This window comes from Nocardioides daphniae (assembly GCF_004777465.1).
Taxonomy (GTDB): Bacteria; Actinomycetota; Actinomycetes; order Propionibacteriales; family Nocardioidaceae; genus Nocardioides; species Nocardioides daphniae.
The window spans coordinates 2831031-2856661 of sequence record NZ_CP038462.1; the positions used below are offsets into that span (position 1 = coordinate 2831031).

At 68.7% G+C, this 25631-nt stretch carries 35 protein-coding genes and 1 pseudogene; 6 read left to right on the plus strand and 30 right to left on the minus strand.

The annotated features are described in order from the left end of the window. Nucleotides 1-2: 2 nt before the first annotated feature. From E2C04_RS13875 to rpsJ, 23 genes and pseudogenes are all read right to left on the minus strand, one after another. Nucleotides 3-578, minus strand: a complete 576-nt coding sequence (locus tag E2C04_RS13875; protein WP_135833036.1) for an adenylate kinase — start codon at nucleotides 576-578, stop codon at nucleotides 3-5. Further along, nucleotides 579-1880, minus strand: a complete 1302-nt coding sequence (secY, locus tag E2C04_RS13880) for a preprotein translocase subunit SecY (protein WP_135833037.1) — start codon at nucleotides 1878-1880, stop codon at nucleotides 579-581. Between the two features lie 251 nt (nucleotides 1881-2131). Next, nucleotides 2132-2575 carry a 50S ribosomal protein L15 gene (rplO, locus tag E2C04_RS13885; protein WP_135833038.1) on the minus strand — a complete coding sequence of 148 codons (444 nt, stop codon included), beginning with the start codon at nucleotides 2573-2575 and terminating at the stop codon, nucleotides 2132-2134. A gap of 1 nt (nucleotide 2576) precedes the next feature. Then, on the minus strand, nucleotides 2577-2759 hold the full coding sequence (gene rpmD / locus E2C04_RS13890; protein WP_135833039.1) for a 50S ribosomal protein L30: 183 nt from the start codon (nucleotides 2757-2759) through the stop codon (nucleotides 2577-2579). Further along, entirely contained in the window at nucleotides 2759-3361 is a 603-nt protein-coding gene (gene rpsE, locus E2C04_RS13895; RefSeq protein ID WP_135833040.1) for a 30S ribosomal protein S5, read from the minus strand. Before rpsE ends, rpmD begins: the two co-directional genes overlap by 1 nt. A gap of 31 nt (nucleotides 3362-3392) precedes the next feature. Beyond that, a complete protein-coding gene (gene rplR, locus E2C04_RS13900; RefSeq protein WP_135833041.1) occupies nucleotides 3393-3776 on the minus strand; it encodes a 50S ribosomal protein L18 in 384 nt (127 codons plus the stop codon). Between the two features lie 3 nt (nucleotides 3777-3779). Further along, nucleotides 3780-4322, minus strand: a complete 543-nt coding sequence (gene rplF / locus E2C04_RS13905; protein WP_135833042.1) for a 50S ribosomal protein L6 — start codon at nucleotides 4320-4322, stop codon at nucleotides 3780-3782. 26 nt (nucleotides 4323-4348) lie between these two features. Further along, complete coding sequence (gene rpsH / locus E2C04_RS13910) at nucleotides 4349-4756, minus strand: 30S ribosomal protein S8 (protein WP_135833043.1); 408 nt, start codon at nucleotides 4754-4756, stop codon at nucleotides 4349-4351. 85 nt (nucleotides 4757-4841) lie between these two features. Beyond that, a complete protein-coding gene (locus E2C04_RS13915; RefSeq protein ID WP_011757321.1) occupies nucleotides 4842-5027 on the minus strand; it encodes a type Z 30S ribosomal protein S14 in 186 nt (61 codons plus the stop codon). A 1-nt stretch (nucleotide 5028) separates the two neighbouring features. Next, nucleotides 5029-5580 carry a 50S ribosomal protein L5 gene (gene rplE, locus E2C04_RS13920; RefSeq protein ID WP_135833044.1) on the minus strand — a complete coding sequence of 184 codons (552 nt, stop codon included), beginning with the start codon at nucleotides 5578-5580 and terminating at the stop codon, nucleotides 5029-5031. 1 nt (nucleotide 5581) lies between these two features. After that, nucleotides 5582-5946, minus strand: a pseudogene (gene rplX / locus E2C04_RS13925) (50S ribosomal protein L24). Further along, complete coding sequence (gene rplN, locus E2C04_RS13930) at nucleotides 5946-6314, minus strand: 50S ribosomal protein L14 (RefSeq protein WP_135833045.1); 369 nt, start codon at nucleotides 6312-6314, stop codon at nucleotides 5946-5948. Before rplN ends, rplX begins: the two are co-directional and overlap by 1 nt. A 99-nt stretch (nucleotides 6315-6413) precedes the next feature. Beyond that, a complete protein-coding gene (rpsQ, locus tag E2C04_RS13935; protein WP_135833046.1) occupies nucleotides 6414-6671 on the minus strand; it encodes a 30S ribosomal protein S17 in 258 nt (85 codons plus the stop codon). Then, nucleotides 6668-6916 (minus strand): 50S ribosomal protein L29, encoded by a 249-nt coding sequence (rpmC, locus tag E2C04_RS13940; RefSeq protein ID WP_135833047.1) that lies wholly within the window; start codon nucleotides 6914-6916, stop codon nucleotides 6668-6670. The genes rpsQ and rpmC overlap by 4 nt, the downstream gene beginning before the upstream one ends. Further along, complete coding sequence (rplP, locus tag E2C04_RS13945; RefSeq protein ID WP_135833048.1) at nucleotides 6916-7335, minus strand: 50S ribosomal protein L16; 420 nt, start codon at nucleotides 7333-7335, stop codon at nucleotides 6916-6918. Before rplP ends, rpmC begins: the two co-directional genes overlap by 1 nt. A gap of 5 nt (nucleotides 7336-7340) precedes the next feature. After that, complete coding sequence (gene rpsC, locus E2C04_RS13950; protein WP_135833049.1) at nucleotides 7341-8168, minus strand: 30S ribosomal protein S3; 828 nt, start codon at nucleotides 8166-8168, stop codon at nucleotides 7341-7343. Beyond that, on the minus strand, nucleotides 8168-8587 hold the full coding sequence (rplV, locus tag E2C04_RS13955) for a 50S ribosomal protein L22 (protein ID WP_135833050.1): 420 nt from the start codon (nucleotides 8585-8587) through the stop codon (nucleotides 8168-8170). Before rplV ends, rpsC begins: the two co-directional genes overlap by 1 nt. Before the next feature lie 34 nt (nucleotides 8588-8621). Then, entirely contained in the window at nucleotides 8622-8903 is a 282-nt protein-coding gene (rpsS, locus tag E2C04_RS13960; protein WP_135833051.1) for a 30S ribosomal protein S19, read from the minus strand. A gap of 5 nt (nucleotides 8904-8908) precedes the next feature. Continuing rightward, nucleotides 8909-9745, minus strand: coding sequence for a 50S ribosomal protein L2 (gene rplB, locus E2C04_RS13965; RefSeq protein ID WP_135833052.1), 837 nt, complete (start codon nucleotides 9743-9745; stop codon nucleotides 8909-8911). 36 nt (nucleotides 9746-9781) lie between these two features. Next, nucleotides 9782-10087, minus strand: coding sequence for a 50S ribosomal protein L23 (gene rplW / locus E2C04_RS13970; RefSeq protein WP_135833053.1), 306 nt, complete (start codon nucleotides 10085-10087; stop codon nucleotides 9782-9784). After that, nucleotides 10084-10707, minus strand: a complete 624-nt coding sequence (rplD, locus tag E2C04_RS13975) for a 50S ribosomal protein L4, sunset domain variant (protein ID WP_135833054.1) — start codon at nucleotides 10705-10707, stop codon at nucleotides 10084-10086. The genes rplW and rplD overlap by 4 nt, the downstream gene beginning before the upstream one ends. A gap of 5 nt (nucleotides 10708-10712) precedes the next feature. Further along, the gene (gene rplC, locus E2C04_RS13980) at nucleotides 10713-11372 is read right to left on the minus strand and encodes a 50S ribosomal protein L3 (RefSeq protein ID WP_135833055.1); all 660 of its coding nucleotides are present in this window, start codon (nucleotides 11370-11372) and stop codon (nucleotides 10713-10715) included. A gap of 11 nt (nucleotides 11373-11383) precedes the next feature. Further along, entirely contained in the window at nucleotides 11384-11692 is a 309-nt protein-coding gene (rpsJ, locus tag E2C04_RS13985) for a 30S ribosomal protein S10 (RefSeq protein ID WP_008360994.1), read from the minus strand. A gap of 439 nt (nucleotides 11693-12131) precedes the next feature. Between rpsJ and E2C04_RS13990 the strand changes: the two genes are divergently transcribed. The 5 genes from E2C04_RS13990 to E2C04_RS14010 are packed head-to-tail and all read left to right on the plus strand — an operon-like array spanning nucleotide 12132 to nucleotide 17277. Beyond that, complete coding sequence (locus tag E2C04_RS13990) at nucleotides 12132-13268, plus strand: hypothetical protein (protein WP_135833056.1); 1137 nt, start codon at nucleotides 12132-12134, stop codon at nucleotides 13266-13268. Continuing rightward, nucleotides 13265-13891, plus strand: coding sequence for a DUF4129 domain-containing protein (locus E2C04_RS13995; protein ID WP_135833057.1), 627 nt, complete (start codon nucleotides 13265-13267; stop codon nucleotides 13889-13891). Before E2C04_RS13990 ends, E2C04_RS13995 begins: the two co-directional genes overlap by 4 nt. Further along, nucleotides 13888-14985 carry a DUF4350 domain-containing protein gene (locus tag E2C04_RS14000; protein ID WP_135833058.1) on the plus strand — a complete coding sequence of 366 codons (1098 nt, stop codon included), beginning with the start codon at nucleotides 13888-13890 and terminating at the stop codon, nucleotides 14983-14985. The genes E2C04_RS13995 and E2C04_RS14000 overlap by 4 nt, the downstream gene beginning before the upstream one ends. Next, nucleotides 14982-15992, plus strand: a complete 1011-nt coding sequence (locus E2C04_RS14005; RefSeq protein ID WP_135833059.1) for an AAA family ATPase — start codon at nucleotides 14982-14984, stop codon at nucleotides 15990-15992. The genes E2C04_RS14000 and E2C04_RS14005 overlap by 4 nt, the downstream gene beginning before the upstream one ends. A gap of 46 nt (nucleotides 15993-16038) precedes the next feature. Beyond that, entirely contained in the window at nucleotides 16039-17277 is a 1239-nt protein-coding gene (locus tag E2C04_RS14010) for a DUF58 domain-containing protein (RefSeq protein WP_238694308.1), read from the plus strand. Nucleotides 17278-17310: 33 nt separating this feature from the next. Here the strand turns inward: E2C04_RS14010 and E2C04_RS14015 are convergent, their stop codons facing one another. Next, nucleotides 17311-18306, minus strand: a complete 996-nt coding sequence (locus E2C04_RS14015) for a stage II sporulation protein M (protein ID WP_135833060.1) — start codon at nucleotides 18304-18306, stop codon at nucleotides 17311-17313. Between the two features lie 37 nt (nucleotides 18307-18343). Here E2C04_RS14015 and E2C04_RS14020 point away from each other — a divergent pair, with 37 nt between their 5' ends. Further along, on the plus strand, nucleotides 18344-19165 hold the full coding sequence (locus E2C04_RS14020) for an RDD family protein (protein WP_135833061.1): 822 nt from the start codon (nucleotides 18344-18346) through the stop codon (nucleotides 19163-19165). A 3-nt stretch (nucleotides 19166-19168) separates the two neighbouring features. On the opposite strand, the gene trmB is transcribed toward E2C04_RS14020, so the two are convergent. The 6 genes from trmB to rpsL form a co-directional block, all read right to left on the minus strand. Then, nucleotides 19169-19891, minus strand: coding sequence for a tRNA (guanosine(46)-N7)-methyltransferase TrmB (trmB, locus tag E2C04_RS14025; RefSeq protein WP_229721572.1), 723 nt, complete (start codon nucleotides 19889-19891; stop codon nucleotides 19169-19171). A gap of 21 nt (nucleotides 19892-19912) precedes the next feature. Continuing rightward, the gene (gene ilvA, locus E2C04_RS14030) at nucleotides 19913-21178 is read right to left on the minus strand and encodes a threonine ammonia-lyase IlvA (protein WP_202977803.1); all 1266 of its coding nucleotides are present in this window, start codon (nucleotides 21176-21178) and stop codon (nucleotides 19913-19915) included. 109 nt (nucleotides 21179-21287) lie between these two features. Beyond that, on the minus strand, nucleotides 21288-22481 hold the full coding sequence (gene tuf / locus E2C04_RS14035; RefSeq protein WP_135833062.1) for an elongation factor Tu: 1194 nt from the start codon (nucleotides 22479-22481) through the stop codon (nucleotides 21288-21290). A gap of 69 nt (nucleotides 22482-22550) precedes the next feature. Continuing rightward, entirely contained in the window at nucleotides 22551-24665 is a 2115-nt protein-coding gene (gene fusA / locus E2C04_RS14040) for an elongation factor G (RefSeq protein WP_135833063.1), read from the minus strand. A gap of 78 nt (nucleotides 24666-24743) precedes the next feature. After that, nucleotides 24744-25214, minus strand: a complete 471-nt coding sequence (rpsG, locus tag E2C04_RS14045) for a 30S ribosomal protein S7 (protein WP_135833064.1) — start codon at nucleotides 25212-25214, stop codon at nucleotides 24744-24746. Beyond that, on the minus strand, nucleotides 25214-25588 hold the full coding sequence (gene rpsL, locus E2C04_RS14050; protein ID WP_011757353.1) for a 30S ribosomal protein S12: 375 nt from the start codon (nucleotides 25586-25588) through the stop codon (nucleotides 25214-25216). The genes rpsG and rpsL overlap by 1 nt, the downstream gene beginning before the upstream one ends. Nucleotides 25589-25631 lie beyond the last annotated feature (43 nt).

A 25631-nucleotide genomic window follows, 5' to 3' on the forward strand; every position in this document is an offset into this window, starting at 1 on the left:
GCTCAGGCTCCGGTGGCGCCGTCGATCGCGGCGAGGACGCGCTTGGTGACCTCGTCGACCTCGCCGAGGCCGTCGACCTCGACCAGCAGGCCGCGCTCGCGGTAGACGTCGATCAGCGGAGCGGTCTGCTCGGCGTAGACCTCCTGGCGGCGACGGATGACCTCCTCGGTGTCGTCGGCGCGACCCTCGATCGTGGCGCGCTGCAGCAGGCGCTGGACGATCTCCTCGCCGTCGACCGTCAGCACGACCGCCGCGTCGAGGGCGAGGGAGGAGCTGGCGAGCATGTCGTCGAGCTCGGCCACCTGGGCGACCGTGCGCGGGTAGCCGTCGAGCAGGAAGCCCGTCCGGGCGTCGTCCTCGGCGATCCGGTTGCGGACCATCGAGTTGGTGACCTCGTCCGGCACGTACTCGCCGGCGTCCATGTAGCGCTTGGCCTCGAGGCCCAGCGGGGTGCCCTCCGAGACGTTGGCGCGGAAGATGTCACCGGTCGAGATCGCCGGGATGCCGTACTTCTCCGCGATGAAGGCCGCCTGCGTGCCCTTGCCGGCACCGGGCGGGCCCATGATGATGAGGCGCATTTAGCTGAGGAACCCTTCGTAGTTGCGCTGCTGAAGCTGGCTCTCGATCTGCTTCACCGTGTCCAGGGCGACGCCCACCATGATGAGGATGGACGTTCCACCGAACGGGAAGTTCTGGTTGGCACCGATCACCGCGAAGGCGATCAGCGGGATGAGCGAGATGAGGCCGAGGTACAGAGCTCCGGGGAAGGTGATCCGCGAGAGCACGTACGACAGGTAGTCCTGCGTCGGCTTCCCCGCCCGGATCCCGGGGATGAAGCCGCCGTACTTCTTCATGTTGTCCGAGACCTCTTCAGGGTTGAAGGTGATCGAGACGTAGAAGTACGTGAAGAAGACGATAAGGGCGAAGAAGGTCGCCATGTAGATGGGGTGGTCTCCCCCGATGAAGTACTCGTTGATGAACTCCAGCACCGGGTTGCCCTTGGTGTTGGTGCTGAACGAGGCCGCCATCGTCGGCAGGTAGAGCAGCGACGAGGCGAAGATGACCGGGATGATGCCGGCCTGGTTGACCTTCAACGGGATGTAGGTCGAGGAGCCGCCGAACATCTTGCGGCCCACCATGCGGCGGGCGTACTGCACCGGGATGCGGCGCTGCGCCTGCTCGATGAAGATGACGCCCGCGATGATGATCAGGCCGATCACCAGGACGATGCCGAAGGTGGTCCACCCCTGGGTGAGCTGCACCTGCCACAGCGAGCTCGGGAAGGTCGCGACGACCTGGCAGAAGATCAGGATCGACATGCCGTTGCCGACGCCGCGGTCGGTGATCAGCTCGCCGAACCACATGATGACGGCGGTTCCGGCGGTCATGGTGATGACCAGCATCAGGAACGTCGCCGTGCTGTCGTTGTCGTGCAGCAGGTCGAGGTTGCAGGGCTGCAGCAGCATCTTGCTGCGCGCCAGCGCCACGATGCCGGTCGCCTGGAGGACCGCGAGGCCCAACGTCAGGTAGCGGGTGTACTGGGTGATCTTGGCCTGACCGGCCTGCCCCTCCTTCTTGAGGGTCTCCAGTCGTGGGATCACCACGACGAGCAGCTGCAGGATGATGCTCGCCGTGATGTACGGCATGATCCCGAGCGCGAAGATCGTCAGCTGGAGCAGCGCTCCGCCGGAGAACATGTTGATCAGGGCGTACACGCCGGAGTTCGACTGGTCGTCGAGACAGGCTCGTACGTTGGCGACGTCGACGCCCGGGGCGGGAATCTGCGAGCCGAGTCGGAAGATCGTGATGATCAGCAACACGAACAGCAGCTTGCGCCGCAGGTCCGGGGTGCGGAATGCGTTGGCGAAGGCGCCCAGCACTGGCTTCCTCTTTCTCAGCAGGGACTCATCCACGGGAGGACCGTGGCGTCGTGGTCAAGATCTCGGGGCAGGCTCGACGAACGAGCCCCACAGACCCGGGGAAGCGTAACAGGAGGTCCCCCACCCCACGAATGCCGCACGGGGTCACGGACGAGTGACCTGCAGCCGATCACGGGGTGGGACGAGTCAGGGCCCGCCCCCACCGAAGTAGAGACGGGCCCTGGCATGACACGTGGTCGTCGGTCAGACGATCAGGAGAGGGTGAGGCTGCCGCCGGCGGCCTCGATCTTCTCCTTGGCCGAGGCGGAGGCCGCGTCGACGGTGACCTGCACCGCGACGGAGATCTCGCCCTGGCCGAGCACCTTGACCGGCTGGTTCTTGCGAACCGCACCCTTGGCGACGAGCGTCTCGACGGTGACGGCGCCACCCTCGGGGAACAGCTCGTTGATGCGGTCCAGGTTCACGACCTGGAACTCCACCTTGAAGGGGTTCTTGAAGCCCTTCAGCTTGGGGAGACGCATGTGGATCGGCATCTGGCCACCCTCGAAGGCGACCGGAACCTGGTAGCGAGCCTTCGTACCCTTGGTACCGCGGCCAGCGGTCTTACCCTTCGACGCCTCACCACGACCCACACGGGTCTTGGCGGTCTTGGCACCGGGGGCGGGACGAAGGTGGTGCAGCTTGAGTGCGCTCACGTCACTCCACCTCCTCTACCGTCACCAGGTGACGGACAGTGTTGACCATGCCGCGGATCTCCGGGCGGTCTTCCTTGACGACGACGTCGCCGATCCGCTTGAGACCGAGCGTACGCAGGGTCTCGCGCTGGTTCTTCTTCAGACCGACGAGGCCGCGCTTCTGCTGGACCTTGAGCTGTGCCATCAGGAAGACACCTCCGCACGAGCCTTGAGGATCGCGGCCGGGGTGACCTGCTCGACCGTGAGGCCACGGCGAGCAGCAACAGCCTCGGGCTCCTCGAGCATCCGCAGCGCCTCCACCGTCGCGTGGACGATGTTGATCTGGTTCGAGGAACCGAGGGACTTGCTGAGGACGTCGTGGATGCCGGCGCACTCGAGCACCGCACGGACCGGACCACCGGCGATGACACCGGTACCGGGGGCCGCGGGACGCAGGAGGACGACGCCAGCCGCCTTCTCACCCTGGACCGGGTGCGGGATGGTGCCCTGGATGCGCGGGACCTTGAAGAAGTGCTTCTTGGCCTCCTCGACACCCTTGGCGATCGCCGCGGGAACTTCCTTCGCCTTGCCGTAGCCGACGCCGACGAGACCCTCGCCGTCACCCACGATCACGAGGGCGGTGAAGCTGAAGCGACGACCACCCTTCACGACCTTGGCGACGCGGTTGATCGCGACGACACGCTCGATGTAGGCGTTCTTCTCGGCGCTCTGGTCGCGGCGACCGTCACGGTTACGGCCGCCGGACTGGCGCTCGCCACCGCGCTGTCCGCGCTGGGCTCCGCTCATGAGATTTCCTCTTCCTTCTCTGGTCCGGCGATCAGAACGCCAGGCCGCCCTCGCGGGCGGCGTCGGCCAGGGCCGCGATGCGACCGTGGTACTTGTTGCCGGCACGGTCGAAGACGACCTGCTCGACACCGGCAGCCTTGGCGCGCTCGGCGACGAGCTGCCCGACCTTCTTCGACTTCTCAGTCTTGTCACCGGCGACCGAGCGGACGTCCGCCTCCATGGTGGAGGCGTACGCCAGCGTCTTGCCGACCTGGTCGTCGACCACCTGCACGGAGATGTGCTTGGCGGAACGGGTCACGACCAGACGGGGGCGCTCAGCGGTGCCCGCGATCTTCTTGCGACCGCGCATCTGACGACGCAGGCGCGAACGAACGCGGTTAGCGGTGTGCTTGTTGTTCGACAGCGAGATAGCCATGGATCACTTACCAGCCTTTCCGACCTTGCGGCGGACCTGCTCGCCGGCGTAACGCACGCCCTTGCCCTTGTACGGCTCGGGCTTGCGGAGCTTGCGGATCTTTGCGGCCGTCTCACCGACGGCCTGCTTGTCGATGCCCTGGACGCCGAGCTTGGTCGGGCCGTCCGTGGTGAAGGTGATGCCTTCGGGGGCGTCGAAGATGATCGGGTGCGAGTAGCCGAGCTGGAACTCGAGCTGCGTCGGGCCCTTGGGCAGGACGCGGTAACCCACGCCGACGATCTCGAGCTTCTTCTCGTAGCCGTCGGTGACGCCGACCACCATGTTGTTGATCAGGGTGCGGGTCAGACCGTGCAGCGAGCGAGCGGTGCGCTCGTCGTTCGGACGCTTGACCTCCAGCACGCCGTCCTCACCCTTCTCGATGGTGATGGGCGCGGGGATGGTGTGGTTCAGGGTGCCCTTGGGGCCCTTGACCGTCACCAGGTCGCCGTCGATCTGCACGTCCACGCCGGACGGAACCGTGATCGGGAGCTTGCCAATACGCGACATTGCTTAATTCCTCTCAGGTCTCGTCGTCACCAGACGTAGGCGAGGACTTCGCCGCCCACGCCCTTCTGGTTGGCCTGGCGGTCGGTCAGCAGCCCCTGCGACGTCGAGATGATCGCGACGCCGAGTCCGCCGAGCACCTTCGGCAGGGCCGAGGACTTGGCGTAGACACGGAGGCCGGGCTTGGAGATGCGGCGCACGCCAGCGATGGAACGCTCGCGGTTGCGGCCGTACTTCAGGGTGATGTGCAGGGTCTTGCCCACCTCGCCCTCACCGGGCTCGGTGACGTCGAAGGAGGTGATGTAACCCTCCTGCTTGAGGATCTCGGCGACGCCGGCCTTCAGCTTGCTGTAGGGCATCGACACCGCGTCGTGGTACGCCTGGTTGGCGTTGCGCAGACGAGTCAACATGTCTGCGATCGGGTCAGTCATGGTCATGGCCGGTCAGGCCCTTTCTCTCTGTGGTTTCGACCCCTACCCGAGGGTGGAGCCGACCTTCAGCGGTTGTTGGTCTAGAGGGTGGTCACCAGGAGGACTTGGTCACGCCGGGCAGCTCGCCACGGTGCGCCATCTCACGCAGGCAGATGCGGCACAGGCCGAACTTGCGGTAGACCGCCTTCGGTCGACCACAACGCTGGCAACGGGTGTAGCCGCGCACAGCGAACTTCGGCTTGCGAGCCGCCTTCACCTTCAGAGCAGTCTTCGCCATGTCAGTTCTCCTTGAACGGGAAGCCGAGCTGCTTGAGCAGGGCGCGACCCTCGGCGTCGTTGGTGGCCGTGGTGACGACAGTGATGTCCATGCCACGGACGCGGTCGATGCGGTCCTGGTCGATCTCGTGGAACATGACCTGCTCGGTCAAACCGAAGGTGTAGTTGCCACGGCCGTCGAACTGGTTGCCGTTGAGGCCGCGGAAGTCGCGGATTCGGGGCAGGGCCAGGGACAGCAGGCGGTCCAGGAACTCCCACATGCGGTCGCCGCGCAGCGTGACGTGCGCGCCGATCGGCATGCCCTCGCGGAGCTTGAACTGCGCGATGGACTTGCGGGCCTTGGTGACCATGGGCTTCTGACCGGTGATGGCGGTCAGGTCCTTGATGGCACCCTCGATCAGCTTGGAGTCACGAGCGGCCTCGCCGACACCCATGTTGACCACGATCTTCGTCAGACCGGGGACCTGCATGATGTTGGCGATGTCGAACTCGGACTTCAGCGCGGGGATGATCTCCTCGCGGTAACGAGTCTTCAGACGGGGGGTCTCAGCCATCTCAGATCTCCTTCCCGGTCTTGCGCGAGATGCGGACGCTGCGCTCAGCGGTGTACTCAGCACCGGTGCCGCTGCGCTTGGTGACCGTGTCGCGGCGGAAACCGACGCGGGTCACGCCGTCACCCTCGACGAGCATGACGTTGGAGACGTGGATGGGAGCCTCGGCGGTGATGATGCCGCCGGTGTTGCCCGAACCGTCGTTGACGACCTTGGTGTGGCGCTTGATGCGGTTCACACCCTCGACGATCACCCGCTGCTCCTCGCGGAGCACTGGATCACCTTGCCGGTGGCGCCCTTGTCCTTGCCGGCGATGACCTTGACGGTGTCGCCCTTCTTGATGTTCACGCTGGGTGCCTTCTTAGCCATCACAGCACCTCCGGCGCGAGCGAGATGATCTTCATGAACTTCTTCTCGCGCAGCTCGCGGCCCACGGGGCCGAAGATGCGGGTTCCACGGGGCTCACCGTCGTTCTTGAGGATGACGGCAGCGTTCTCGTCGAAGCGGATGTACGAACCGTCCGGACGGCGGCGCTCCTTCTTGGTGCGCACGACGACAGCCTTGACGACGTCGCCCTTCTTGACGTTGCCGCCCGGGTTGGCGTCCTTGACGGTGGCGACGATCACGTCGCCGATACCGGCGTAGCGACGACCCGAGCCACCGAGAACACGGATGCAGAGGATCTCCTTAGCACCGGTGTTGTCGGCGACACTGAGTCGCGACTCCTGCTGGATCATTGGTTTCTCCTGGATGTCGAGCCGGTTCTCGCCGCCCTCTCAGGCGGCGAGCCTTGCCGAACTAGTGGTTGGAAATCGTGGTTCGCCGAGGGCGAAAGGTCACTTGGCCTTCTCGAGGACCTCGACCAGGCGCCAGCGCTTGGTCGCGGACAGCGGGCGGGTCTCCATGATGAGGACCCGGTCGCCGATGCCGCACTCGTTGTTCTCGTCGTGGGCCTTCAGCTTCGAGGTCCGACGCATGACCTTGCCGTAGAGCGCGTGCTTCACACGGTCCTCGACGGCGACGGTGATGGTCTTGTCCATCTTGTCGCTGACGACCAGGCCCTCGCGGACCTTGCGGGCGTTGCGGTCACTCATGCGGTGGCCTCTTCCTTCTTCTCGGCACCCGGAGCCGTACGAATACCGAGCTCGCGCTCACGCACCACGGTGTAGATCCGGGCAATGTCCTTCTTGACCGTGCGCAGGCGGGAGTTGTTCTCCAGCTGGCCGGTGGCAGCCTGGAACCGGAGGTTGAACAGCTCCTCCTTGGCCTCACGCAGCTTGGCCTCGAGGTCACCAGCGTTCAGGTCGTCCAGCGCGGTTGCGCTCAACTTGTCGCTCATCAGAATTCACCAGCCTCGCGGGAGATGAACCGGCACTTCATGGGGAGCTTGTGCATCGCGCGACGCATGGCCTCGCGAGCAACCTCCTCGGAAACACCGGAAAGTTCGAACATGACGCGGCCGGGCTTGACGTTAGCCACCCACCACTCGGGCGAACCCTTACCGGAACCCATGCGGGTCTCGGCGGGCTTCTTGGTCAGCGGGCGGTCCGGGTAGATGTTGATCCAGACCTTTCCACCACGCTTGATGTGACGGGTCATCGCGATACGCGCGGACTCGATCTGGCGGTTGGTGACGTAGTGACCCTCGACCGCCTGGATGCCGAAGTCGCCGAAGGCGAGCTTCGTGCCACCCTTGGCAACACCGGTCCGCTTGGGGTGGTGCTGCTTGCGGTGCTTGACACGACGGGGCATCAACATGGAACTCAGCCCTCCTGTCCGGTGGAAGCAGCCTCAGCGGCCGGAGCCTCGGCAGCCGGAGCAGCCTCGGCGGCCGCGGGGGCCTCGTTGCGGGGAGCACGGTCGCCGCGCGAGCCACGGTTGGGACGGTCGCCGCCACGGGACGGACGTCCGCCGCGACCCGGGGCACCGGCGCGAGCAGCCTGCTGGGCCTGGCGCTCGGCACGGGAGCCGGACACCTCACCCTTGTAGATCCACACCTTCACGCCGATGCGGCCGAAGGTGGTGCGGGCCTCGTAGAAGCCGTAGTCGATGTCCGCACGCAGGGTGTGCAGCGGCACGCGACCCTCGCGGTAGAACTCCGTACGCGACATCTCGGCGCCGTTGAGGCGGCCCGAGCACTGGATCCGGATGCCCTTGGCACCGGAACGCATCGCGGTCTGCATCGCCTTGCGCATGGCACGGCGGAACTGCACACGACCGGAGAGCTGCTCGGCCACGCCCTGGGCGACCAGCTGCGCGTCGATCTCGGGGTTCTTGACTTCGAGGATGTTCAGCTGCACCTGCTTGCCGGTGAGCTTCTCGAGCTCGCCGCGGATGCGGTCGGCCTCGGCGCCACGGCGACCGATGACGATGCCGGGACGAGCGGTGTGGATGTCCACACGCACGCGGTCACGGGTGCGCTCGATCTCGACCTTGGAGATGCCGGCCCGCTCCATGCCCTTGGAGAGCAGTTTGCGGATCGCGACGTCCTCACCGACGTACGACTTGTACAGCTTGTCTGCGTACCAGCGCGACTTGTGGTCAGTGCTGATGCCGAGACGGAAGCCGTTCGGGTTGATCTTCTGGCCCATCAGGCACCCTTTCCGTTCGTGGCGACATCAGCCGGCTGGACGACCAGGGTGATGTGGCTGGTGCGCTTGTTGATGCGGGTCGCACGACCCTGCGCACGCGGACGCCAGCGCTTCATGGTGGGGCCCTCGTCGACCATCGCGACCGAGACGACCAGGTCGGCCTTCTTCAGGCCCTCCGTGGTCTCGGCGTTGGCGATGGCGCTCTCGAGCACCTTGTAGACGGTCTCCGAGGCGGCCTGCGGCGCGAACTGCAGCAGGGCCAGGGCCTCGTCGACGGGAAGACCGCGGACCATGTCGACGACACGGCGGGCCTTCATCGGGGTGATTCGCACGAATCGCGCGCTCGCGAAGGCGCCCGGCTGGTCGCCGAGCAGCGACTCGCGGCGGGCGCTGGTGCGCACGCGCTCAGTAACGCTCATTGCTCGTTATCTCCAGTTCCTGGTTCGCGCCGCGTCAGCGGCGGCGACCCTTCCGGTCTTCCTTCACGTGCCCGCGGTAGGTGCGGGTCGGGGCGAACTCGCCCAGCTTGTGGCCGACCATCGAGTCGGTCACGAAGACGGGGACGTGCTTGCGACCGTCGTGCACGGCGATCGTGTGACCGATCATGTTCGGCAGGATCATCGAACGGCGCGACCAGGTCTTGATGACGTTCTGGGTGCCCTTCTCGTTCTCGGCTTCCACCTTCTTGAGGAGGTGGCCGTCGATGAAGGGGCCCTTCTTCAGGCTACGAGGCATCTCAGTTACTTCCTACCCTTGCCGGACTTGCGGCGACGGATGATCTGGGAGTCGCTGGCCTTGCGCTTGCGGGTGCGACCCTCGGGCTTGCCCCACGGGGAGACGGGGTGACGTCCACCGGACGTCTTGCCCTCACCACCACCGTGCGGGTGGTCGACCGGGTTCATCACGACACCACGGACGGTCGGGCGCTTGCCCTTCCACCGCATGCGGCCGGCCTTGCCCCAGTTGATGTTCGACTGCTCGGCGTTGCCCACCTCGCCGACGGTGGCGCGGCAGCGCACGTCGACGTAGCGCATCTCGCCCGAGGGGAGACGCAGGGTGGCCTTGGTGCCCTCACGGGCGACCAGCTGGGCCGAGTTTCCGGCGGAACGAGCCAGCTTGGCGCCACCGCCGGGGCGGAGCTCCACGCAGTGGATCGTGGTACCGACGGGGATGTTGCGCAGCGGCAGGTTGTTGCCCGGCTTGATGTCGGCGTTGGGGCCGCTCTCGATGACCGTGCCCTGGCCGAGGTCCTTCGGCGCCACGATGTAGCGCTTCTCGCCGTCGGCGTAGTGCAGCAGCGCGATGCGCGCGGTGCGGTTGGGGTCGTACTCGATGTGAGCGACCTTCGCCGGCACGCCGTCCTTGTCGTAGCGACGGAAGTCGATGATGCGGTAGGCCCGCTTGTGGCCGCCACCCTGGTGACGCGTGGTGATGCGTCCCTGGTTGTTGCGGCCGCCCTTCTTCGGAAGGGGGCGGGTCAGCGACTTCTCCGGCGTGGTCCGGGTGATCTCGACGAAGTCGGCCACCGAGGAGCCACGACGGCCCGGGGTGGTCGGCTTGTACTTGCGGATAGCCATTGTCTATGTCCTATTTCTTCGCCTTCGTCGACCCGGTCAGGAGACCGGACCTCCGAAGATGTCGATCCGGTGACCCTCAGCGAGGCTGACGATGGCGCGCTTGGTGTCCTTGCGCTTGCCCAGACCGGCGCGCGTGCGACGGGTCTTGCCCTGACGGTTCAGCGTGTTCACCGAGGTGACCTTGACGCCGAAGATCTTCTCGACCGCGATCTTGATCTCGGTCTTGTTCGCGTCCGGGTGCACGACGAACGTGTACTTGTTCGCGTCGAGAAGGCTGTAGCTCTTCTCGGACACGACCGGCGCGAGCAGGACGTCGCGGTGGTCCTTGTGGAGCGTGCTCACTTGGTGCCCTCCTCGGAGGTCTTCGACTTGCTGGCGACGAACACGTCGTACGCACCCTGGGTGAAGACCACGTCGTCGGAAGCCAGCACGTCGTACGTGTTGAGCTGGTCGACGGCGACGATGTGCACCTGCGGGGCGTTGCGGAGCGAGAGCCAGGTCAGGGAGTCGCTGCGCTCGAGCACGACCAGGTAGCGGCTGCGCTCGGTCAGGGCGGACAGCGCGGTGATCGCGGCCTTGGTGGAGGGCTTGTCGCCCGACACCAGGGAGTCGACCACGTGGATGCGGCCGTTGCGCGCCCGGTCGGACAGGGCGCCACGGAGAGCGGCAGCCTTCATCTTCTTGGGGGTGCGCTGCGAGTAGTCACGCGGCTGCGGGCCGTGGACGGTGCCACCGCCGGCGAACTGCGGCGCGCGGGTCGAGCCCTGGCGCGCGCGGCCGGTGCCCTTCTGCTTGTACGGCTTGCGTCCACCACCACGCACCTCGGCGCGGGTCTTGGTCTTGTGCGTTCCCTGGCGGGCAGCAGCCTGCTGGGCGACGACGACCTGGTGGATCATCGGGACGTTGACCTCGACGTCGAAGATCTCGGCGGGAAGGTCAACCTTCACGGTCTTGGTAGCCATGTGGATCAGGCCTCCTGGGTCTTCTTGGCGGCGGAACGCAGCACCACGAGACCACCCTTGTTGCCCGGGACAGCGCCCTTGAGCAGGATCAGGCCCTTCTCGACGTCCACTGCGTGCACGGTCACGTTCTGGGTGGTGACGGTGTCGTTACCCATGCGGCCGGACATGCGGGTGCCCTTGAAGACGCGACCCGGGGTGGCGCAGGCGCCGATCGAGCCCGGCTTGCGGTGGTTGCGGTGAGCACCGTGGGAGGCGCCGACGCCGGAGAAGCCGTGACGCTTCATGGTTCCGGCGAAGCCCTTGCCCTTGCTGGTGCCGGTGACGTCGATCTCCTCGCCAGCGGCGAAGGTGTCGACGGCCAGCTCCTGGCCCACCGAGTAGGTGGCGGCGTCAGCGGTGCGGATCTCCACGACGTGGCGGCGCGGCGTCACGCCGGCCTTGGCGAAGTGGCCGGCCTCGGGCTTGTTGACCTTGCGCGCCTCGATCTCGCCGAAGCCGACCTGGATGGCGTTGTAGCCGTCCGTCTCGGGCTGGCGGACCTGGGTGACGACGTTGGTGGTCGCGGCCACGACGGTCACGGGGATGAGCTTGTTGTTCTCGTCCCAGAGCTGGGTCATGCCGAGCTTGGTGCCCAGCAGGCCCTTCACGTTTCGTTCGAAAGTCATCTCAGTGGACCTCAGAGCTTGATCTCGATGTCGACACCGGCAGGCAGGTCGAGACGCATGAGCGAGTCGACAGTCTTCGGCGTGGGGTCGATGATGTCGATGAGGCGCTTGTGCGTGCGCATCTCGAAGTGCTCGCGCGAGTCCTTGTACTTGTGGGGCGAGCGAATGACGCAGTACACGTTCTTCTCGGTCGGCAGCGGCACGGGGCCGGCGACCTTTGCACCCGTACGGGTGACGGTGTCCACGATCTTGCGCGCCGAGGTGTCGATCACCTCGTGGTCATAGGCCTTGAGCCTGATGCGGATCTTCTGTCCCGCCATAGGTCTCTCTCGTCCTTACTCTCGCACCCCGGAAGGTGCCGCGTCCTGGTCTGTTCTCTCGACACGGTCTCGGGTGAGTCCGCACCGCCTGTCTCTCACCACTCCGCTTCTCGACCCCCGCGGTCGGGCGTGTCGCTCATGTGAGGACAACTGACCAGGGATTGAGTTGTGGACTGTGGCATCCGACGGTTCGTCGGAATCGGATCGGGTCTCGGCCTGACAACTCAGGAGTGGTGCTTCAGCACACACGACCACCGAGTCCAGACACACGATGGCGAGCCATCGGGAGACGCGATTCAGTAGTCAAGGGTGTTGACGCACCCCGGCACCCGCCGGAGCAACTTGCCAATCTTGACAGATCTCTCCGCCAAGTTCCAAATCGTCCCGCGTGGTCGACGATCCGGGAGTGGCAAGCGGTCCGACCTGCTTGGATTGCGCCATGGTCGGACCAGAACAGACTCCCCCACCCGGGGCCCCGAACACCAATCCTGCGGGCTGGGCTCCTCCGGGGACGACGCCCGCGCCACCGGCGTACGGGCTCCCGCCGACCTACGGACCTCAGTCCTACCCGCAGCAGCAGTCCTACCCGCAGCAGCTCCCCCCGCAGCCTCCGCAGCTGGGCACCCGCCAGGCGGTGCACAAGCCCGGCGCGGTGCCGCTGCGCCCGCTGGGCCTGGGCGACGTGCTCGACGCCTCCGTCAAGATCATCCGGATCAACGCCGGCGCCACCATCGGCGCCAGCACGCTGCTCGGCGCCCTCGCGGTCGTGGTGCCCTCGGTCGTGAGCCTGGTCTTCGGGCTCAACGGCAACCTGGACGCGCTGCTCGCCGAGGAGGAGGTCTTCGTCAGCGACGCCGACGTCGTCGGGCTGGTGGCGACCGGGGTGTCCTGGCTCGCCGGCCTGCTGCTGCTCAGCCTGGGGGGGACGTACGTCGCAGCCATGGTCGCGCACACGGTGCAGGCAGCAGCGCTCGGCCGCACCCTCACGCTCGCCCAGGCCTGGGCGGCGACCCGTGGCCAGCGCGGCCGGCTGTTGGGGCTGGCGCTGCTGCTCGGCCTGATCGGCACGCTCCCCCTCCTCGTGCTGGCCGTCCTCGTCACGCTCTTCGCCCTCGGGGGGATGTTCGGCAGCGCCCTGATCGTCTTCCTCCTCGGCCTGCCGGTGATGCTGGCTGCCTACGCCTGGTACGTCGTGAAGGTCTACACGCTGGCGACGCCCGCCCTGGCCGTGGAGGGCCTCGGCCCCGTGGCCGCCATCTCCCGCGGGTCGCGCCTGGCCCGGGGCCACTTCTGGCGCGTGCTGGGGATCATGCTGCTGGTGACGGTCCTGGTGCAGGTCGCCGCCTCGGTGATCTCGGTGCCGCTCAGCCTGCTGGCCGTCGTCCCTGCCTTGGCCGGAGCCTCGGAGGCGACCGGCGTCGCGGTCATGCTCGGCCTCCAGGCGCTCACCCTGGTGGTCACCACCTCCCTGACCGTCCCGGTGATGGCGGCTGTCGCCGCACTGCTCCACCTCGACCTGCGGATGCGGCACGAGGCGTACGACGTCGAGCTCATCACCCGGTCCACCTCGGCGTGACCCCTGTCGTGACGCTCGTGACCGGCGCGGGCCCCGGCGAGGACGATGCCCGTGACCTGCTGCGCCGTGAGCTCCTGCGCCCCGAGTACCAGGACTCCGACCTGCTCGGTCGGGCGACGCGGTGGCTGGAGGACCTCTTCTCCTCACTCCTCGGTGACGCCGTCGAGGTCCCGCTCCTCGCCTTCCTGGCGATCGTCGTCGTGCTCTTCCTGCTCGTGCTCGCGGTGGGGCTGGTCCTCAGCCGGTGGCGCCGCTCGGGCACGGTCACTGCGGCTCCCCCCTCGGCGTTGCTGGTCGACCAGGTGGACGCCGCCGAGCTGCGCGCCCGGGCCGAGGCCGCGTTGGACTCGGGCGACGCCACGACCGCCGTCGTGGAGGCGTACCGCGCCCTGGCCGTGCGCCAGGTGGAGCGCCGCCGCATCGACGACGTGCCCGGGGCCACGGCCCACGAGGTGGGCGAGATGCTCGCCGAGGCGCTGCCGGCGCACGCGACAGCCGTGCGGGAGGCTGCGGCCCTCTTCGACGTGGCGCTCTACGGCGAGCACCCCGCCACGGCCGAGCAGGCGCGTACGCTGCTCGACCTCGACGACCGGCTCGCCGGCCGCTCGGGGGTGGCCCGGTGAGGCCGCGTGGGACCCGCGCCGGCTGGCTCATCGGCGCCGTGGTCGTGCTCACCGTCCTGGCCGCCGCGCTGCTGCGCCAGGGCGACGCCCGCACCACGGCGCCGCTCGACCCCCACAACCCGTCCCCCGACGGCGCCCAGGCAGTGGCACGTGTCCTGGCCGCCGAGGGGGTGGAGGTCGTGGTGATCCGCGGCCGTGACGCCCTCGACGCGGTCGCCGTCGGGAGCAGCACGACCGTCGTGGTCACCTCCAGCGACCAGCTCGGCCCGAGCACCGTGACCCACCTGCGGGAGCACGCCGCCGACGGGCGCGTCGTCGTGGCGGCGCCCCCTCCCACGGTCGCCGCCCTCCTCACCGACCGCGACCCGATCCGTACCGAGCTCCCGCGCCCCGTCGCGGCGAGGTGCGACGACCCGCGCCTCAGCGGCCTGCACCTGCAGGTCGACGACGCGTACGCCTACCCCGGCGACGGGTGCTTCGAAGTCGACGACGGCGCCCTGGTCGCCGACGTCGACGGGGTGCGCCTGCTCGGCGCGGCCGAGCTGCTCAGCAACGCCCGGGTCACCACCTCGGGCAACGCCGCGGTGGCGCTGGCGCTGCTGGGCGCGACCGACCAGCTCGTCTGGTACGTCCCCGACCTGCGTGACCTCGACCCCTCGGAGGTCGGCGGGCTGGCCGAGGCCCTGCCACCGTGGCTCGGCCCGGCGCTGTGGCTGGTCGCGCTCTCGGGCACCGCCCTGGTGCTGTGGCGGGCACGCCGCCTGGGCCCGCTGGCCGTGGAGCCGCTGCCCGTCCCGGTGCGTGCCATCGAGTCGACCGTCGGGCGTGGGCGCCTGCAGCAACGCGCCGGTGACCGCACCCACGCCGCCTCCGTGCTCCGCACCGCGACCCGGCGCCGGATCGGCCAGCACCTCCAGGTGCCGCCCGACGAGGTGACGCTGCTCTGCGCCGAGACCAGTCGCCGCCTGGCCCGTCCGGTGCCGGAGGTCGAGACGCTGCTCTCCCCCGACTCCCCCGCCCCCACGTCAGACTCCGCCCTGGTCCGCCTGGCCCAGGAGCTCGCCGCACTCACCGAAGAGGTACGCACACGATGATCGACGACCAGCAGCAGGCCCAGCAGCAGGACCCGCAGCAGGCCCAGCACCAGGCACGGGAGCGCCTCACCCAGGTGCGCAGCGAGGTCGCCAAGGTGGTCGTCGGCCAGGACGCCGCCGTCTCCGGGCTGCTCGTCGCCCTGCTGTGCGGCGGTCACGTGCTCATGGAGGGCGTGCCCGGCGTCGCGAAGACCCTGCTGGTGCGCGCGCTCGCGCAGGCGCTCTCGGTGGACACCCGCCGGGTGCAGTTCACCCCCGACCTGATGCCCGGCGACATCACCGGCTCGATGGTGGTCAGCCAGTCCCCCGACGGTGCCCGCACCGAGCTGACCTTCCGCGAGGGCCCGGTCTTCACCCACCTGCTGCTCGCCGACGAGATCAACCGGACACCCCCGAAGACGCAGTCGGCGCTGCTCGAGGCGATGGAGGAGGGACAGGTCTCCGTCGACGGCGTCACCCGTCCGCTCCCCCGCCCCTTCCTGGTGGCCGCCACCCAGAACCCCGTCGAGTACGAGGGCACCTACCCGTTGCCCGAGGCCCAGCTCGACCGCTTCCTGCTCAAGATGGTGCTCCCGGTGCCCGAGCGTGACGCCGAGCTGGAGATCCTCACCCGACACGCCGCGGGCTTCGACCCGCGAGACCTCGCGGCTGCCGGCGTACGACCGGTGGCCGGCGCCGACGACCTGCAGGCCGCGGCGGCCGGGGCCGCGTCGGTGACGGTCTCGCCCGAGGTGGTGGCCTACGTCGTCGACATCGCGCGGGCGACCCGCCGCTCCCCCTCGCTGCAGACCGGCGTCTCGCCGCGTGGCGCGACGGCCCTGATGCGGGCCGCCCGCGCGTGGGCGTGGCTCAACGGACGCGACTTCGTGACCCCCGACGACGTGAAGGCGTTGGCCCAGGCGACGCTCGTCCACCGCCTCACCCTGCGCCCCGAGGCCGAGCTCGAGGGCGTCGACGCCTCCGCCGTGCTGGCGAGCGCGGTGGGGTCGGTGCCGGTGCCCCGATGACCCTGACCGGACGCGTCCCTCTGCTCCTCCTGCTGGACTGGGGCCGGTGCTGGTGCGCCCGGAGGCGCTCACGGTCTGGCTCTGGCTCACGTTGGTGGTGCTGGCGGTGGTGGTCGACCTCGCCCTGGCGCCGGCGCCGGCGTCGCTCGAGGTGGAGCGTCGTCCGCTGGGCGCAGCCCGGCACGGCGAGGAGACCTCGACGACGCTGCTGGTCACGCACCGCGGCACCCGACGGGCCCGCGGGGTGCTCCGGGACGCCTGGCAACCGACCGCGGGCGACGTCGACAACCGGCACCGCATCGCGCTGGCCCCGAATGACCGGGTGCTGCTCACGACCGCACTGCGGCCCACCCGACGCGGCACGCTGCGCCCGGTGGGCGTGACCGTCCGACTGCTCGGGCCGCTGGGGCTGGCGGCGCGCCAGCAGACCCGCGAGGTGCCGGGCGAGCTCCGGTCGCTGCCCCGCTTCGACTCCCGCAAGCACCTGCCGTCGCGGCTGGCCCGGCTGCGCGACCTCGACGGGCGCTCGGCGGTCCGGGTGCGCGGCGCGGGCACGGAGTTCGACTCGCTGCGCGACTACGTACGCGGCGACGACGTGCGCTCCATCGACTGGCGGGCCTCCTCGCGCGCCCGCAACGTGGTGGTCCGCACCTGGCAGCCCGAGCGCGACCGACGCGTCGTGGTGGTCCTCGACACCTCCCGGACCTCCGCGGCGAGGGTCGACGACGTGCCACGCCTGGACGCGGCGATGGAGGCGGCCCAGCTGCTCACCGCGCTCGCCTCGCGCGCCGGCGACCGGGTCGACATGGTGGCCGGGGACCGCGTCGTACGCCGTCGCCTGCGCACCTCCGGCCCCGGGGCGACCGGCGAGGTCGCCCGCGCCCTGACCGACGTGCACCCCGAGATCGTGGAGGCCGACTGGCACTCGCTGGCCTCGGCCGTCACCGGGCTGGGGCGCCATCGGGCCCTGGTCGTGCTGCTCACGCCGCTGGAGCCCTCCGCCGTGGAGCTCGGCCTGCTCCCGGTGCTCGGGCCGCTCACCCGTCACCACCGGGTGGTGGTGGCCTCGGTGCGCAACCCCGAGCTGGTGCGCACGGCGCGCGAGGTCACCGACGCGGAGTCGGTGTGGACAGCGGTCGCGGCCGAGCAGGTGCTGGCACGACGTACGCACACCGAGCGGATGCTGCGGGCGCTCGGCGTCGACGTGCTCGACGTCGACGCCGAGGAGCTGCCCCCGGCACTGGCCGACCACTACCTCACGTTGAAGTCGCGCGGCCTGCTCTGAGCTCCCGCTCCCTGACCGCGCTGGGTGGCGGCCTCAGGCCCGGCTGGCCACCCGGTCCTCCAGGTGGCGGGCGTCGATGTCGCCGTCCTCCCCCTCGGCGACGGCCCTGCGGCCGACGACGAAGACGTAGGCGAGGAAGACGACCTCGGCCGCGACGCCGATGGCCAGACGGGCCCACGTGGGCAGCCCCGAGGGCGTCACGAACCCCTCGACCACGCCGCTGACCAGGAGCACCACCACCAGCCCCAGGGCGATGGTGGCGGCCGTGCGGCCCTCCCGCGCGATCGAGCGGGCGCGAGTGAGGTCGCCGGGCTCGATCCACGACCAGAAGAGGCGCAGCCCGGTGCCGGCGGCGACGAAGACGGCCGTCAGCTCCAGCAGGCCGTGCGGCAGCAGCAGCCCCCAGAAGTGCGCGCCGTGGTCGTAGCGGTGCATGATCGCGCCGATCACCGCGAGGTTGGCGATGTTCTGGAAGAGCAGCCAGAAGACGGGCAGCCCGAGGATCCCCAGCGCGATGCAGAGAGCGGAGACCCAGGCGTTGTTGACCCACACCTGGGCGGCGAAGTGGGAGGAGGCCGACTCGGAGTAGTAGTCCTCGAAGTCGTGGGAGACCAGGTCGTCGATCTGCTGCTGGCTCATCAGGGACTGCTCGACCGTCGGGTGGTGGAAGAGCCACCACATCATCAGGCCGGCCACCACCACGTTGCCGACCAGCGCCCCCAGCCACCAGAACCGCAGCCGGTAGAGCGCCGCCGGGAAGCGGTGGGTGAAGAAGCGCAGGAAGCCGGCGGCGGTGGAGGTGCGCGAGGCCAACGCCCGGGTGCGTGCGTTGGCGAGCAGCACCGACAGGTGCTGCACCAGCGCCGGGTCGGGGGCCTGCGCCCGCACGGCCGAGAGGTGGGTGCCGACCTGCTGGTAGAGCTCCGCGAGCTCGTCTGCCTCCGCACCGCTGAGTCCCCGGCGACGGGTCAACGCGTCGAGCCTCTCCCACTCCGCCCGGTGGGCCACCACGTACGCGTCCAGATCCACGGCACCACCCTAGGGCCGCCCCTATGCTGGGGCTGCCATGTCGACGAACCCCGGGCACGCGGCCCTCACCCTGGACGACACCGTCACCGGTGAGGCGGTCGCCATCGACCTGCCCGCCGCCGGCATCGGCGTACGACTCGTCTCCGGGCTGATCGACGTGGTCGTGGTCGGCCTCGTCCTCGTGGTCTGCGACTTCCTCTTCCTGCTGGCCTCGGTCAACCTCAGCGAGGCGCTGGTGCACGTCGCGGTGGTCTCGGTCTCGATCGTGTCGCTGCTCGTGGTGCCGACGACGATCGAGACGCTGACCCGCGGGCGCTCGGCTGGCAAGTGGATGATGGGGCTGCGCGTGGTGCGCGAGGACGCGGGGCCCGTCACCGCCCAGCACGCCTTCGTCCGCGCCCTGGTGGGCGTCGTCGAGATCTACCTCTTCGGTGGCGCCCCGGCGCTGCTGGCCGTGCTCTGCAACTCGCGCGGCAAGCGGCTCGGCGACTTCGCCGCCGGCACCTACGTGGTCCGGGACCGCTCCCGCCTGGTGCTGCCCACTCCCCCGACCATGCCGCCGGAACTGGCGACGTGGGCGCGGTCCGCCGACCTCGCGCCGCTGCCGACGGCAGTGACCCTGGGCGTACGCCAGTTCCTCGCCCGCGGCGCCAGCCTGACGCCGCAGGCCCGGATGGCCACCGGCACGGCGCTCGTCGCGCAGGTGCAGGCGTACGTCGCCCCGCCTCCGCCGCCGGGCACGCACCCGGAGGCCTACTTGGTCGCCGTGATGGCGGAGCGGCGCGAGCGCGACCTCGCGCGGCTGCGGCGCGAGCAGGCCGTCCGCGACCGGCTCAACGCGGCCGCCATCGGCGGCTGAGGCTCAGACGCGGCGGTAGGTCAGGTCCGTGATGACGCGGTCCTTGGCCAGGCCCTTGCGCTCGAACTTGGTGACCGGCCGGGCGTCCCAGCGGGGCACGACACCGCCGGTGAGCAGCGGCTCGGCGTCCAGGACCTCGAGCATCTGCTCAGCGTAGGGCGCCCAGTCGGTGGCCAGCCGCCACAGGCCGCCGACCTCCAGCCGCTCGGCGGCGACGTGGGCGAAGCCGGGGGTGATCAGGCGGCGCTTGTTGTGCTTCTTCTTGTGCCACGGGTCGGGGAAGAAGGTCCAGATCTCGTGGACCCCGCCCGGGGCGAGCAGGTGCTCGACCAGCCACGCCGCGTCAACGGAGCAGAAGCGGACGTTCTCGGCACCGGCCTCCGCGACCCGCCACAGGCTGTCGGCCACGCCCGGCACCCAGACCTCCAGCGCCAGCACGTTGACCTCGGGACGGGCGGCCGCCAGCGCCGCGGTCGCCTCCCCCACGCCCGGGCCGATCTCGACGACCAGCGGCGCCTCGCGGCCGAACCAGGAGGTGAGGTCGAAGTCGGGGGCGTCGACGGCCTCGTCCGGGATCACCCAGCCCTCGGCGTGGGCCTCCCACGCCTCGGCCTGGCGAGGGGTGAAGCGGGCACCGCGTCGGGTGTAGCTGAGCACCTCACGCATCGGGCGACCGTCGTCGGTCAGCTTGAAGTGCGGGCGAGCGGGGCGTACGGAGTCAGACACGAGGAGCCAGACTACGGGAGGTCAGAGGAAGAACGTGAAGAGCGGCGAGCCCGGGGGCACCTGCTCGATCTGCATCGGGCTGACCTCCATGCGCTCCAGCAGGCCGGTGATCCGGTCGGCCTGGTCGAGCTCGATGCCGACCAGTGCGGGGCCGGTCTCCCGGTTGTTCTTCTTCACGTACTCGAACAGGACGATGTCCTCGCCCTCGCTGAGCACCTTCTCCAGGAAGTAGCGCAGGGCGCCGGGCTCCTGGGGGAAGGTCACCATGAAGTAGTGGCGCAGGCCCTCGTGGAGCAGCGAGCGCTCCACGATCTCGGCGTAGCGGCTGACGTCGTTGTTGCCGCCGGAGACGACGCAGACGACGGCCTGGTCGGCCGGCAGGGTGCCGGCCAGGGTCAGCGCGTAGGTGCTGGCCAGGGCGCCGGCGGGCTCGGTGATGATGCCGTCGACCTGGTAGAGCTCGAGCATCTCGGTGCAGATCGCGCCCTCGGGCACGGTGACGACCTCGTCGACCAGGTCGCGCACGACCTCGTACGTCAGTGCCCCGACCGTGCCGACCGCGGCGCCGTCGACGAAGGTGTCGACGCTGGGCAGGGTGACGGGGCCGCCGGCGGCCAGCGCGGCGGTCATGCTGGCCGCGCCTGCGGGCTCGACGCCGACGATGCGGACGTCGGGGTGGCGCTCCTTGAGCCAGGTCGCCATCCCGGAGACGAGGCCGCCACCGCCGAGCGGGACGACGACGGTGCTGACCTCGAGCCCCGCCTCGGCGGCCTGCTGCATGACCTCCACCGCCACCGAGCCCTGGCCGAGGATGGTGGCGGGGGCGTCGAAGGGGTGGATGAAGACCGCGCCGGTGCTCTCGGCGTGCGCGTGGGCGGCGTGCCCGGCCTCGTCGTACGTCGACCCGGTCACGACGAGCTCGACGTCCGGGCCGCCGAGGGCGAGGATGCGCTGCCGCTTCTGGCGCGGGGTGTTGCTGGGCACGTAGATGCGCCCCTTGATGCCCAGGCGCGCGCACGACCAGGCCACGCCCTGGGCGTGGTTGCCGGCGGAGGCGCAGACGACGCCGCGCGCCCGCTCGTCGGCGTCCAGGGCCTGGATCGAGTGGTAGGCGCCGCGGACCTTGTACGACCGGGCGATCTGGCGGTTCTCGCGCTTCAGCAGGACAGGCGCGCCCACCAGCTGGCTGAGGCGCGGGGAGTGCTCGAGGGGTGTGGTGTGCACGATGTCGGCCAGCACCTCGGCAGCAGCCTCGACCCGAGCGGCGGTCAACTGTTCTGAAGTCACCCGGTCAGGGTAGGACGCCGGATCCCCGTCGACCCAACCGGGGACGGGGCGTGAAATGCACTGCGGCCCCGGACCAGTGGTCCGGGGCCGCAGCAGGTGAATCAGAGCGTCACTTGATGATCTTGGTGACGCGGCCGGCACCAACGGTGCGGCCACCCTCGCGGATCGAGAACTTGAGGTTCTCGTCCATGGCGATGGGCTGGATGAGCTCGACAGTCATCTCCGTGTTGTCGCCGGGCATGACCATCTCGGTGCCCTCGGGGAGGGTCACGACGCCGGTCACGTCCGTCGTACGGAAGTAGAACTGCGGGCGGTAGTTGTTGAAGAACGGGGTGTGACGGCCACCCTCCTCCTTCGACAGGATGTAGACCGAGGCCTCGAAGTCGGTGTGCGGGGTGGTGGTACCCGGCTTCACGACGACCATGCCGCGCTCGACGTCCTCGCGCTTGGTGCCGCGGAGGAGCAGACCGACGTTCTCACCAGCCTGGCCCTCGTCGAGCAGCTTGCGGAACATCTCGACACCGGTGACGGTGGTCTTCTGCGAGGTGTCGCGGATGCCGATGATCTCGACCTCCTCGTTCACCTTGACGATGCCGCGCTCGATGCGACCGGTGATGACGGTTCCACGACCGGTGATCGTGAAGACGTCCTCGACGGGCATGAGGAAGGGCTTGTCGGTGTCGCGCTCGGGCTGCGGGATGTACTCGTCGACAGCCTTCATGAGCTCGCGGATCGAGTCGGCCCACTTCTCGTCGCCGTTCAGCGCCGGGAAGGCAGCGATACGAACGACCGGGACGTCGTCGCCCGGGAACTCGTACTCGTTGAGGAGCTCGCGCACCTCCATCTCGACGAGCTCGATGAGCTCCTCGTCGTCGACCATGTCGCACTTATTGAGCGCGACGACCATGGCCGGGACGCCGACCTGGCGGGCCAGGAGAACGTGCTCACGGGTCTGCGGCATGGGGCCGTCAGTCGCGGCAACCACCAGGATCGCGCCGTCCATCTGGGCAGCACCGGTGATCATGTTCTTGATGTAGTCGGCGTGACCCGGGCAGTCGACGTGGGCGTAGTGACGCGCCTCGGTCTGGTACTCGATGTGAGCGATCGAGATCGTGATACCACGCTGACGCTCTTCGGGGGCCTTGTCGATGGAGTCGAACGGCGACGCCTCGTTCAGGTCCGGGTAGGTGTCGTGCAGCACCTTGGAAATCGCCGCGGTCAGCGTCGTCTTTCCGTGGTCGATGTGACCGATGGTGCCGATGTTGACGTGCGGCTTGGTCCGCTCGAACTTCGCCTTAGCCACTGTGGGCTCCTCCTGTTGTTGTTACTTGACTCGTGATGGGGTTTGGTGCAGCCGAGGATCCGGGCGAGGTCACTCGCCGCGAACCTTCTTGATGATCTCGTCGGCGATGTTCGAAGGAACCTCGGCGTACGAGTCGAACTCCATCGAGTACGAGGCCTGGCCAGAGGTCTTGGACCTCAGGTCGCCAACGTACCCGAACATCTCGGAGAGCGGCACAAGGGCGCTCACGACGATGTCGCCGTGGATCGTCTCCTGCGCGCGGATCTGGCCACGGCGCGAGTTCAGGTCGCCGATGACGGTGCCGAGGAACGAGTCCGGCGTGGTCACGTCGACGGCGAACATCGGCTCGAGCAGCACGGCCTGTGCCTTCTGCGCGGCCTCCTTGAAGCCCTGCAGACCGGCGATCTTGAACGCGAGCTCCGAGGAGTCGACGTCGTGGTAGGCGCCGTCCTCGAGGGTCACCTTCACGTCGACCATCGGGAAGCCGGCCTTGACGCCGAACTGCATGGCCTCCTGGGCACCCTGGTCGACCGAGGGGATGTACTCCTTCGGGACGCGACCACCGCTGACGGCGTTGACGAACTCGTAGCCCGCACCCAGGCCGGTCTCGGGGTCGATGTTCGGCTCGATCGTCATGACGATCTTGGCGAACTGACCCGAACCACCGGTCTGCTTCTTGTGGGTGTAGCCGTGGTTCTCCACCTTGCGGCGGATGGTCTCGCGGTAGGCGACCTGCGGCTTGCCGACGGTGGCCTCGACGCGGAACTCACGCTTCATGCGGTCGACCAGGACCTCGAGGTGGAGCTCGCCCATACCGGCGATGATGGTCTGGCCGGTCTCCTCGTCGGTCTTGACGGTGAAGGTCGGGTCCTCGTCGGAGAGGCGCTGGATCGCGGTGCCCAGCTTCTCCTGGTCGCCCTTCGTCTTGGGCTCGATGGCGACCTCGATCACCGGAGCAGGGAAGGTCATCGACTCGAGCACGACGGGCTTCGCGTTGTCGGACAGCGTGTGACCGGTCTTGGTGTCCTTGAGACCCATGACGGCCACGATCTGACCGGCACCGACCGACGCGATCTCCTCACGCTTGTTGGCGTGCATCTGGTAGACCTTGCCGATGCGCTCCTTGCGGCCGTTGCTCGAGTTGAGCACGGTCGAACCGGCCTCGAGCTTGCCCGAGTAGACGCGGACGAAGGTCAGCTTGCCCAGGTGCGGGTCGGCAGCGATCTTGAACGCGAGCGCGGCGAGCGGCTCGTCGTCGGCCGGCTGGCGCAGGACCTCGGTCTCCTCGTCGTTCGGCTTGTGGCCGACGATCGCCTCGATGTCGAGGGGCGAGGGGAGGTAGTCGACGACGGCGTCGAGCAGGGGCTGGACGCCCTTGTTCTTGAACGCGGTGCCGGTGAGGATCGGGTTGAGCAGACCGGCGAGGGTCGCCTTGCGGATGGCGGCCTTGAGCTCGGCGACGCTGAAGTCGTCACCGTTCTCGAGGTAGCGCTCCATGAGCTCGTCGTCGGTCTCGGCGATGGTCTCGACGAGCTTCTCGCGGTACTCGGGCGGCTTGTCGGCCAGGTCCGCGGGGATCTCCTCGACGACGTAGTCCTCACCCTGCACGGTCTCGCCGCGCCAGGTCAGGGCACGCATCTCGACGAGGTCGACGACACCGATGAAGTCACCCTCGGCGCCGATCGGCAGCTGCAGCACCAGCGGGGTGGCGTTGAGCTTGTCGATGATCGTCTGGAGCACGAAGTAGAAGTCGGCACCCGTGCGGTCGAGCTTGTTGATGAAGCACATGCGCGGGACCTGGTACTTGTTGGCCTGGCGCCACACGGTCATCGACTGCGGCTCGACACCGGCCACACCGTCGAAGACGGCGACGGCGCCGTCGAGGACGCGGAGCGAACGCTCCACCTCGACGGTGAAGTCGACGTGCCCGGGGGTGTCGATGATGTTGATCTGGTGGTCCTTCCACCAGCACGTGGTGGCGGCGGAGGTGATCGTGATGCCACGCTCCTGCTCCTGCTCCATCCAGTCCATGGTGGCGGAGCCCTCGTGCGTGTCACCGATCTTGTAGTTGATGCCGGTGTAGAAGAGGATGCGCTCGGTCGTGGTGGTCTTGCCGGCGTCGATGTGCGCCATGATGCCGATGTTGCGAACCTTGGTGAGGTCCGTGGTGATTTCAACGGCCACTGAAAGTCAGTTCCTTAGGAAGTCGGCGGTTGGTGGGAGCGGGGCGCACGCAGCACATGCTACGTACGCCCCACGACGTCACCAGCGGTAGTGGGCGAAGGCCTTGTTCGACTCGGCCATCTTGTGCGTGTCCTCGCGCTTCTTCACAGCGGCGCCGAGGCCGTTGCTCGCGTCGAGGATCTCGTTCATCAGGCGCTCGGCCATCGTCTTCTCACGACGGTCGGCGGCGTAGCCCACGAGCCAACGCAGGGCCAGGGTCGTCTGGCGGTTCGGCTTGACCTCGATCGGCACCTGGTAGGTGGCGCCACCGACGCGGCGGGACTTGACCTCGAGGGCGGGCTTGACGTTGTCGAGCGCGCGCTTGAGGGTCAGCACGGGGTCGGTGCCGGTCTTCTCACGGCAGCCTTCGAGGGCGGAGTACACGATGCGCTGGGCAACCTGCTTCTTGCCGTCCTGGAGGACCTTGCTGACCAGCTGGGTGACGATCTGCGAACCGTAGACCGGGTCGACGACGATCGGACGCTTCGGGGCGGGACCCTTGCGCGGCATCAGCTCTTCTCCTTCTTCGCGCCGTAGCGGCTACGAGCCTGCTTGCGGTTCTTGACACCCTGGGTGTCGAGGGTTCCGCGGATGATCTTGTAACGGACACCCGGAAGGTCCTTCACACGACCGCCGCGCACGAGCACGATCGAGTGCTCCTGGAGGTTGTGGCCCACACCCGGGATGTAAGCGGTGACCTCGACGCCGGACGAAAGGCGCACACGGGCGACCTTGCGGAGGGCGGAGTTCGGCTTCTTCGGGGTGGTGGTGTAGACGCGCGTGCAGACGCCACGGCGCTGCGGCGATCCCTTGAGGGCAGGCGTCTTGTTCTTGGACACCTTGTCCTGGCGGCCCTTGCGGACCAACTGCTGAATGGTGGGCACCTGGTGGTTCCCCTTCTGTCTTTTCCTCACGGCCCTGCACGGT

What these genes read in the sequence shown, in the direction of transcription:
- rplV (WP_135833050.1), bottom strand. Translation starts at nt 8,587, where the DNA reads ATGAGCGTTACTGAGCGCGTGCGCACCAGCGCCCGCCGCGAGTCGCTG.
- rpsG (WP_135833064.1), bottom strand. Translation starts at nt 25,214, where the DNA reads ATGCCGCGCAAGGGTCCCGCCCCGAAGCGTCCGATCGTCGTCGACCCG.
- E2C04_RS13990 (WP_135833056.1), top strand. Translation starts at nt 12,132, where the DNA reads ATGGTCGGACCAGAACAGACTCCCCCACCCGGGGCCCCGAACACCAAT.
- rplP (WP_135833048.1), bottom strand. Translation starts at nt 7,335, where the DNA reads ATGTTGATGCCCCGTCGTGTCAAGCACCGCAAGCAGCACCACCCCAAG.
- rpsS (WP_135833051.1), bottom strand. Translation starts at nt 8,903, where the DNA reads ATGCCTCGTAGCCTGAAGAAGGGCCCCTTCATCGACGGCCACCTCCTC.
- rpmD (WP_135833039.1), bottom strand. Translation starts at nt 2,759, where the DNA reads ATGGCACAGCTCAAGGTCCAGCAGAAGCGCGGCCTCGTCGGTCTGAAG.
- rplD (WP_135833054.1), bottom strand. Translation starts at nt 10,707, where the DNA reads ATGGCTACCAAGACCGTGAAGGTTGACCTTCCCGCCGAGATCTTCGAC.
- rplF (WP_135833042.1), bottom strand. Translation starts at nt 4,322, where the DNA reads ATGTCGCGTATTGGCAAGCTCCCGATCACGGTTCCGTCCGGCGTGGAC.
- rpsJ (WP_008360994.1), bottom strand. Translation starts at nt 11,692, where the DNA reads ATGGCGGGACAGAAGATCCGCATCAGGCTCAAGGCCTATGACCACGAG.
- rplN (WP_135833045.1), bottom strand. Translation starts at nt 6,314, where the DNA reads ATGATCCAGCAGGAGTCGCGACTCAGTGTCGCCGACAACACCGGTGCT.
- rpsE (WP_135833040.1), bottom strand. Translation starts at nt 3,361, where the DNA reads ATGAGCGGAGCCCAGCGCGGACAGCGCGGTGGCGAGCGCCAGTCCGGC.
- rpmC (WP_135833047.1), bottom strand. Translation starts at nt 6,916, where the DNA reads ATGAGCGACAAGTTGAGCGCAACCGCGCTGGACGACCTGAACGCTGGT.
- rplC (WP_135833055.1), bottom strand. Translation starts at nt 11,372, where the DNA reads ATGACTTTCGAACGAAACGTGAAGGGCCTGCTGGGCACCAAGCTCGGC.
- E2C04_RS13915 (WP_011757321.1), bottom strand. Translation starts at nt 5,027, where the DNA reads ATGGCGAAGACTGCTCTGAAGGTGAAGGCGGCTCGCAAGCCGAAGTTC.
- rplB (WP_135833052.1), bottom strand. Translation starts at nt 9,745, where the DNA reads ATGGCTATCCGCAAGTACAAGCCGACCACCCCGGGCCGTCGTGGCTCC.
- E2C04_RS14020 (WP_135833061.1), top strand. Translation starts at nt 18,344, where the DNA reads ATGTCGACGAACCCCGGGCACGCGGCCCTCACCCTGGACGACACCGTC.
- E2C04_RS14005 (WP_135833059.1), top strand. Translation starts at nt 14,982, where the DNA reads ATGATCGACGACCAGCAGCAGGCCCAGCAGCAGGACCCGCAGCAGGCC.
- rplR (WP_135833041.1), bottom strand. Translation starts at nt 3,776, where the DNA reads ATGGCTATCTCGCTGTCGAACAACAAGCACACCGCTAACCGCGTTCGT.
- rplE (WP_135833044.1), bottom strand. Translation starts at nt 5,580, where the DNA reads ATGGCTGAGACCCCCCGTCTGAAGACTCGTTACCGCGAGGAGATCATC.
- rpsQ (WP_135833046.1), bottom strand. Translation starts at nt 6,671, where the DNA reads ATGAGTGACCGCAACGCCCGCAAGGTCCGCGAGGGCCTGGTCGTCAGC.
- E2C04_RS13875 (WP_135833036.1), bottom strand. Translation starts at nt 578, where the DNA reads ATGCGCCTCATCATCATGGGCCCGCCCGGTGCCGGCAAGGGCACGCAG.
- rpsH (WP_135833043.1), bottom strand. Translation starts at nt 4,756, where the DNA reads ATGACCATGACTGACCCGATCGCAGACATGTTGACTCGTCTGCGCAAC.
- rpsC (WP_135833049.1), bottom strand. Translation starts at nt 8,168, where the DNA reads ATGGGCCAGAAGATCAACCCGAACGGCTTCCGTCTCGGCATCAGCACT.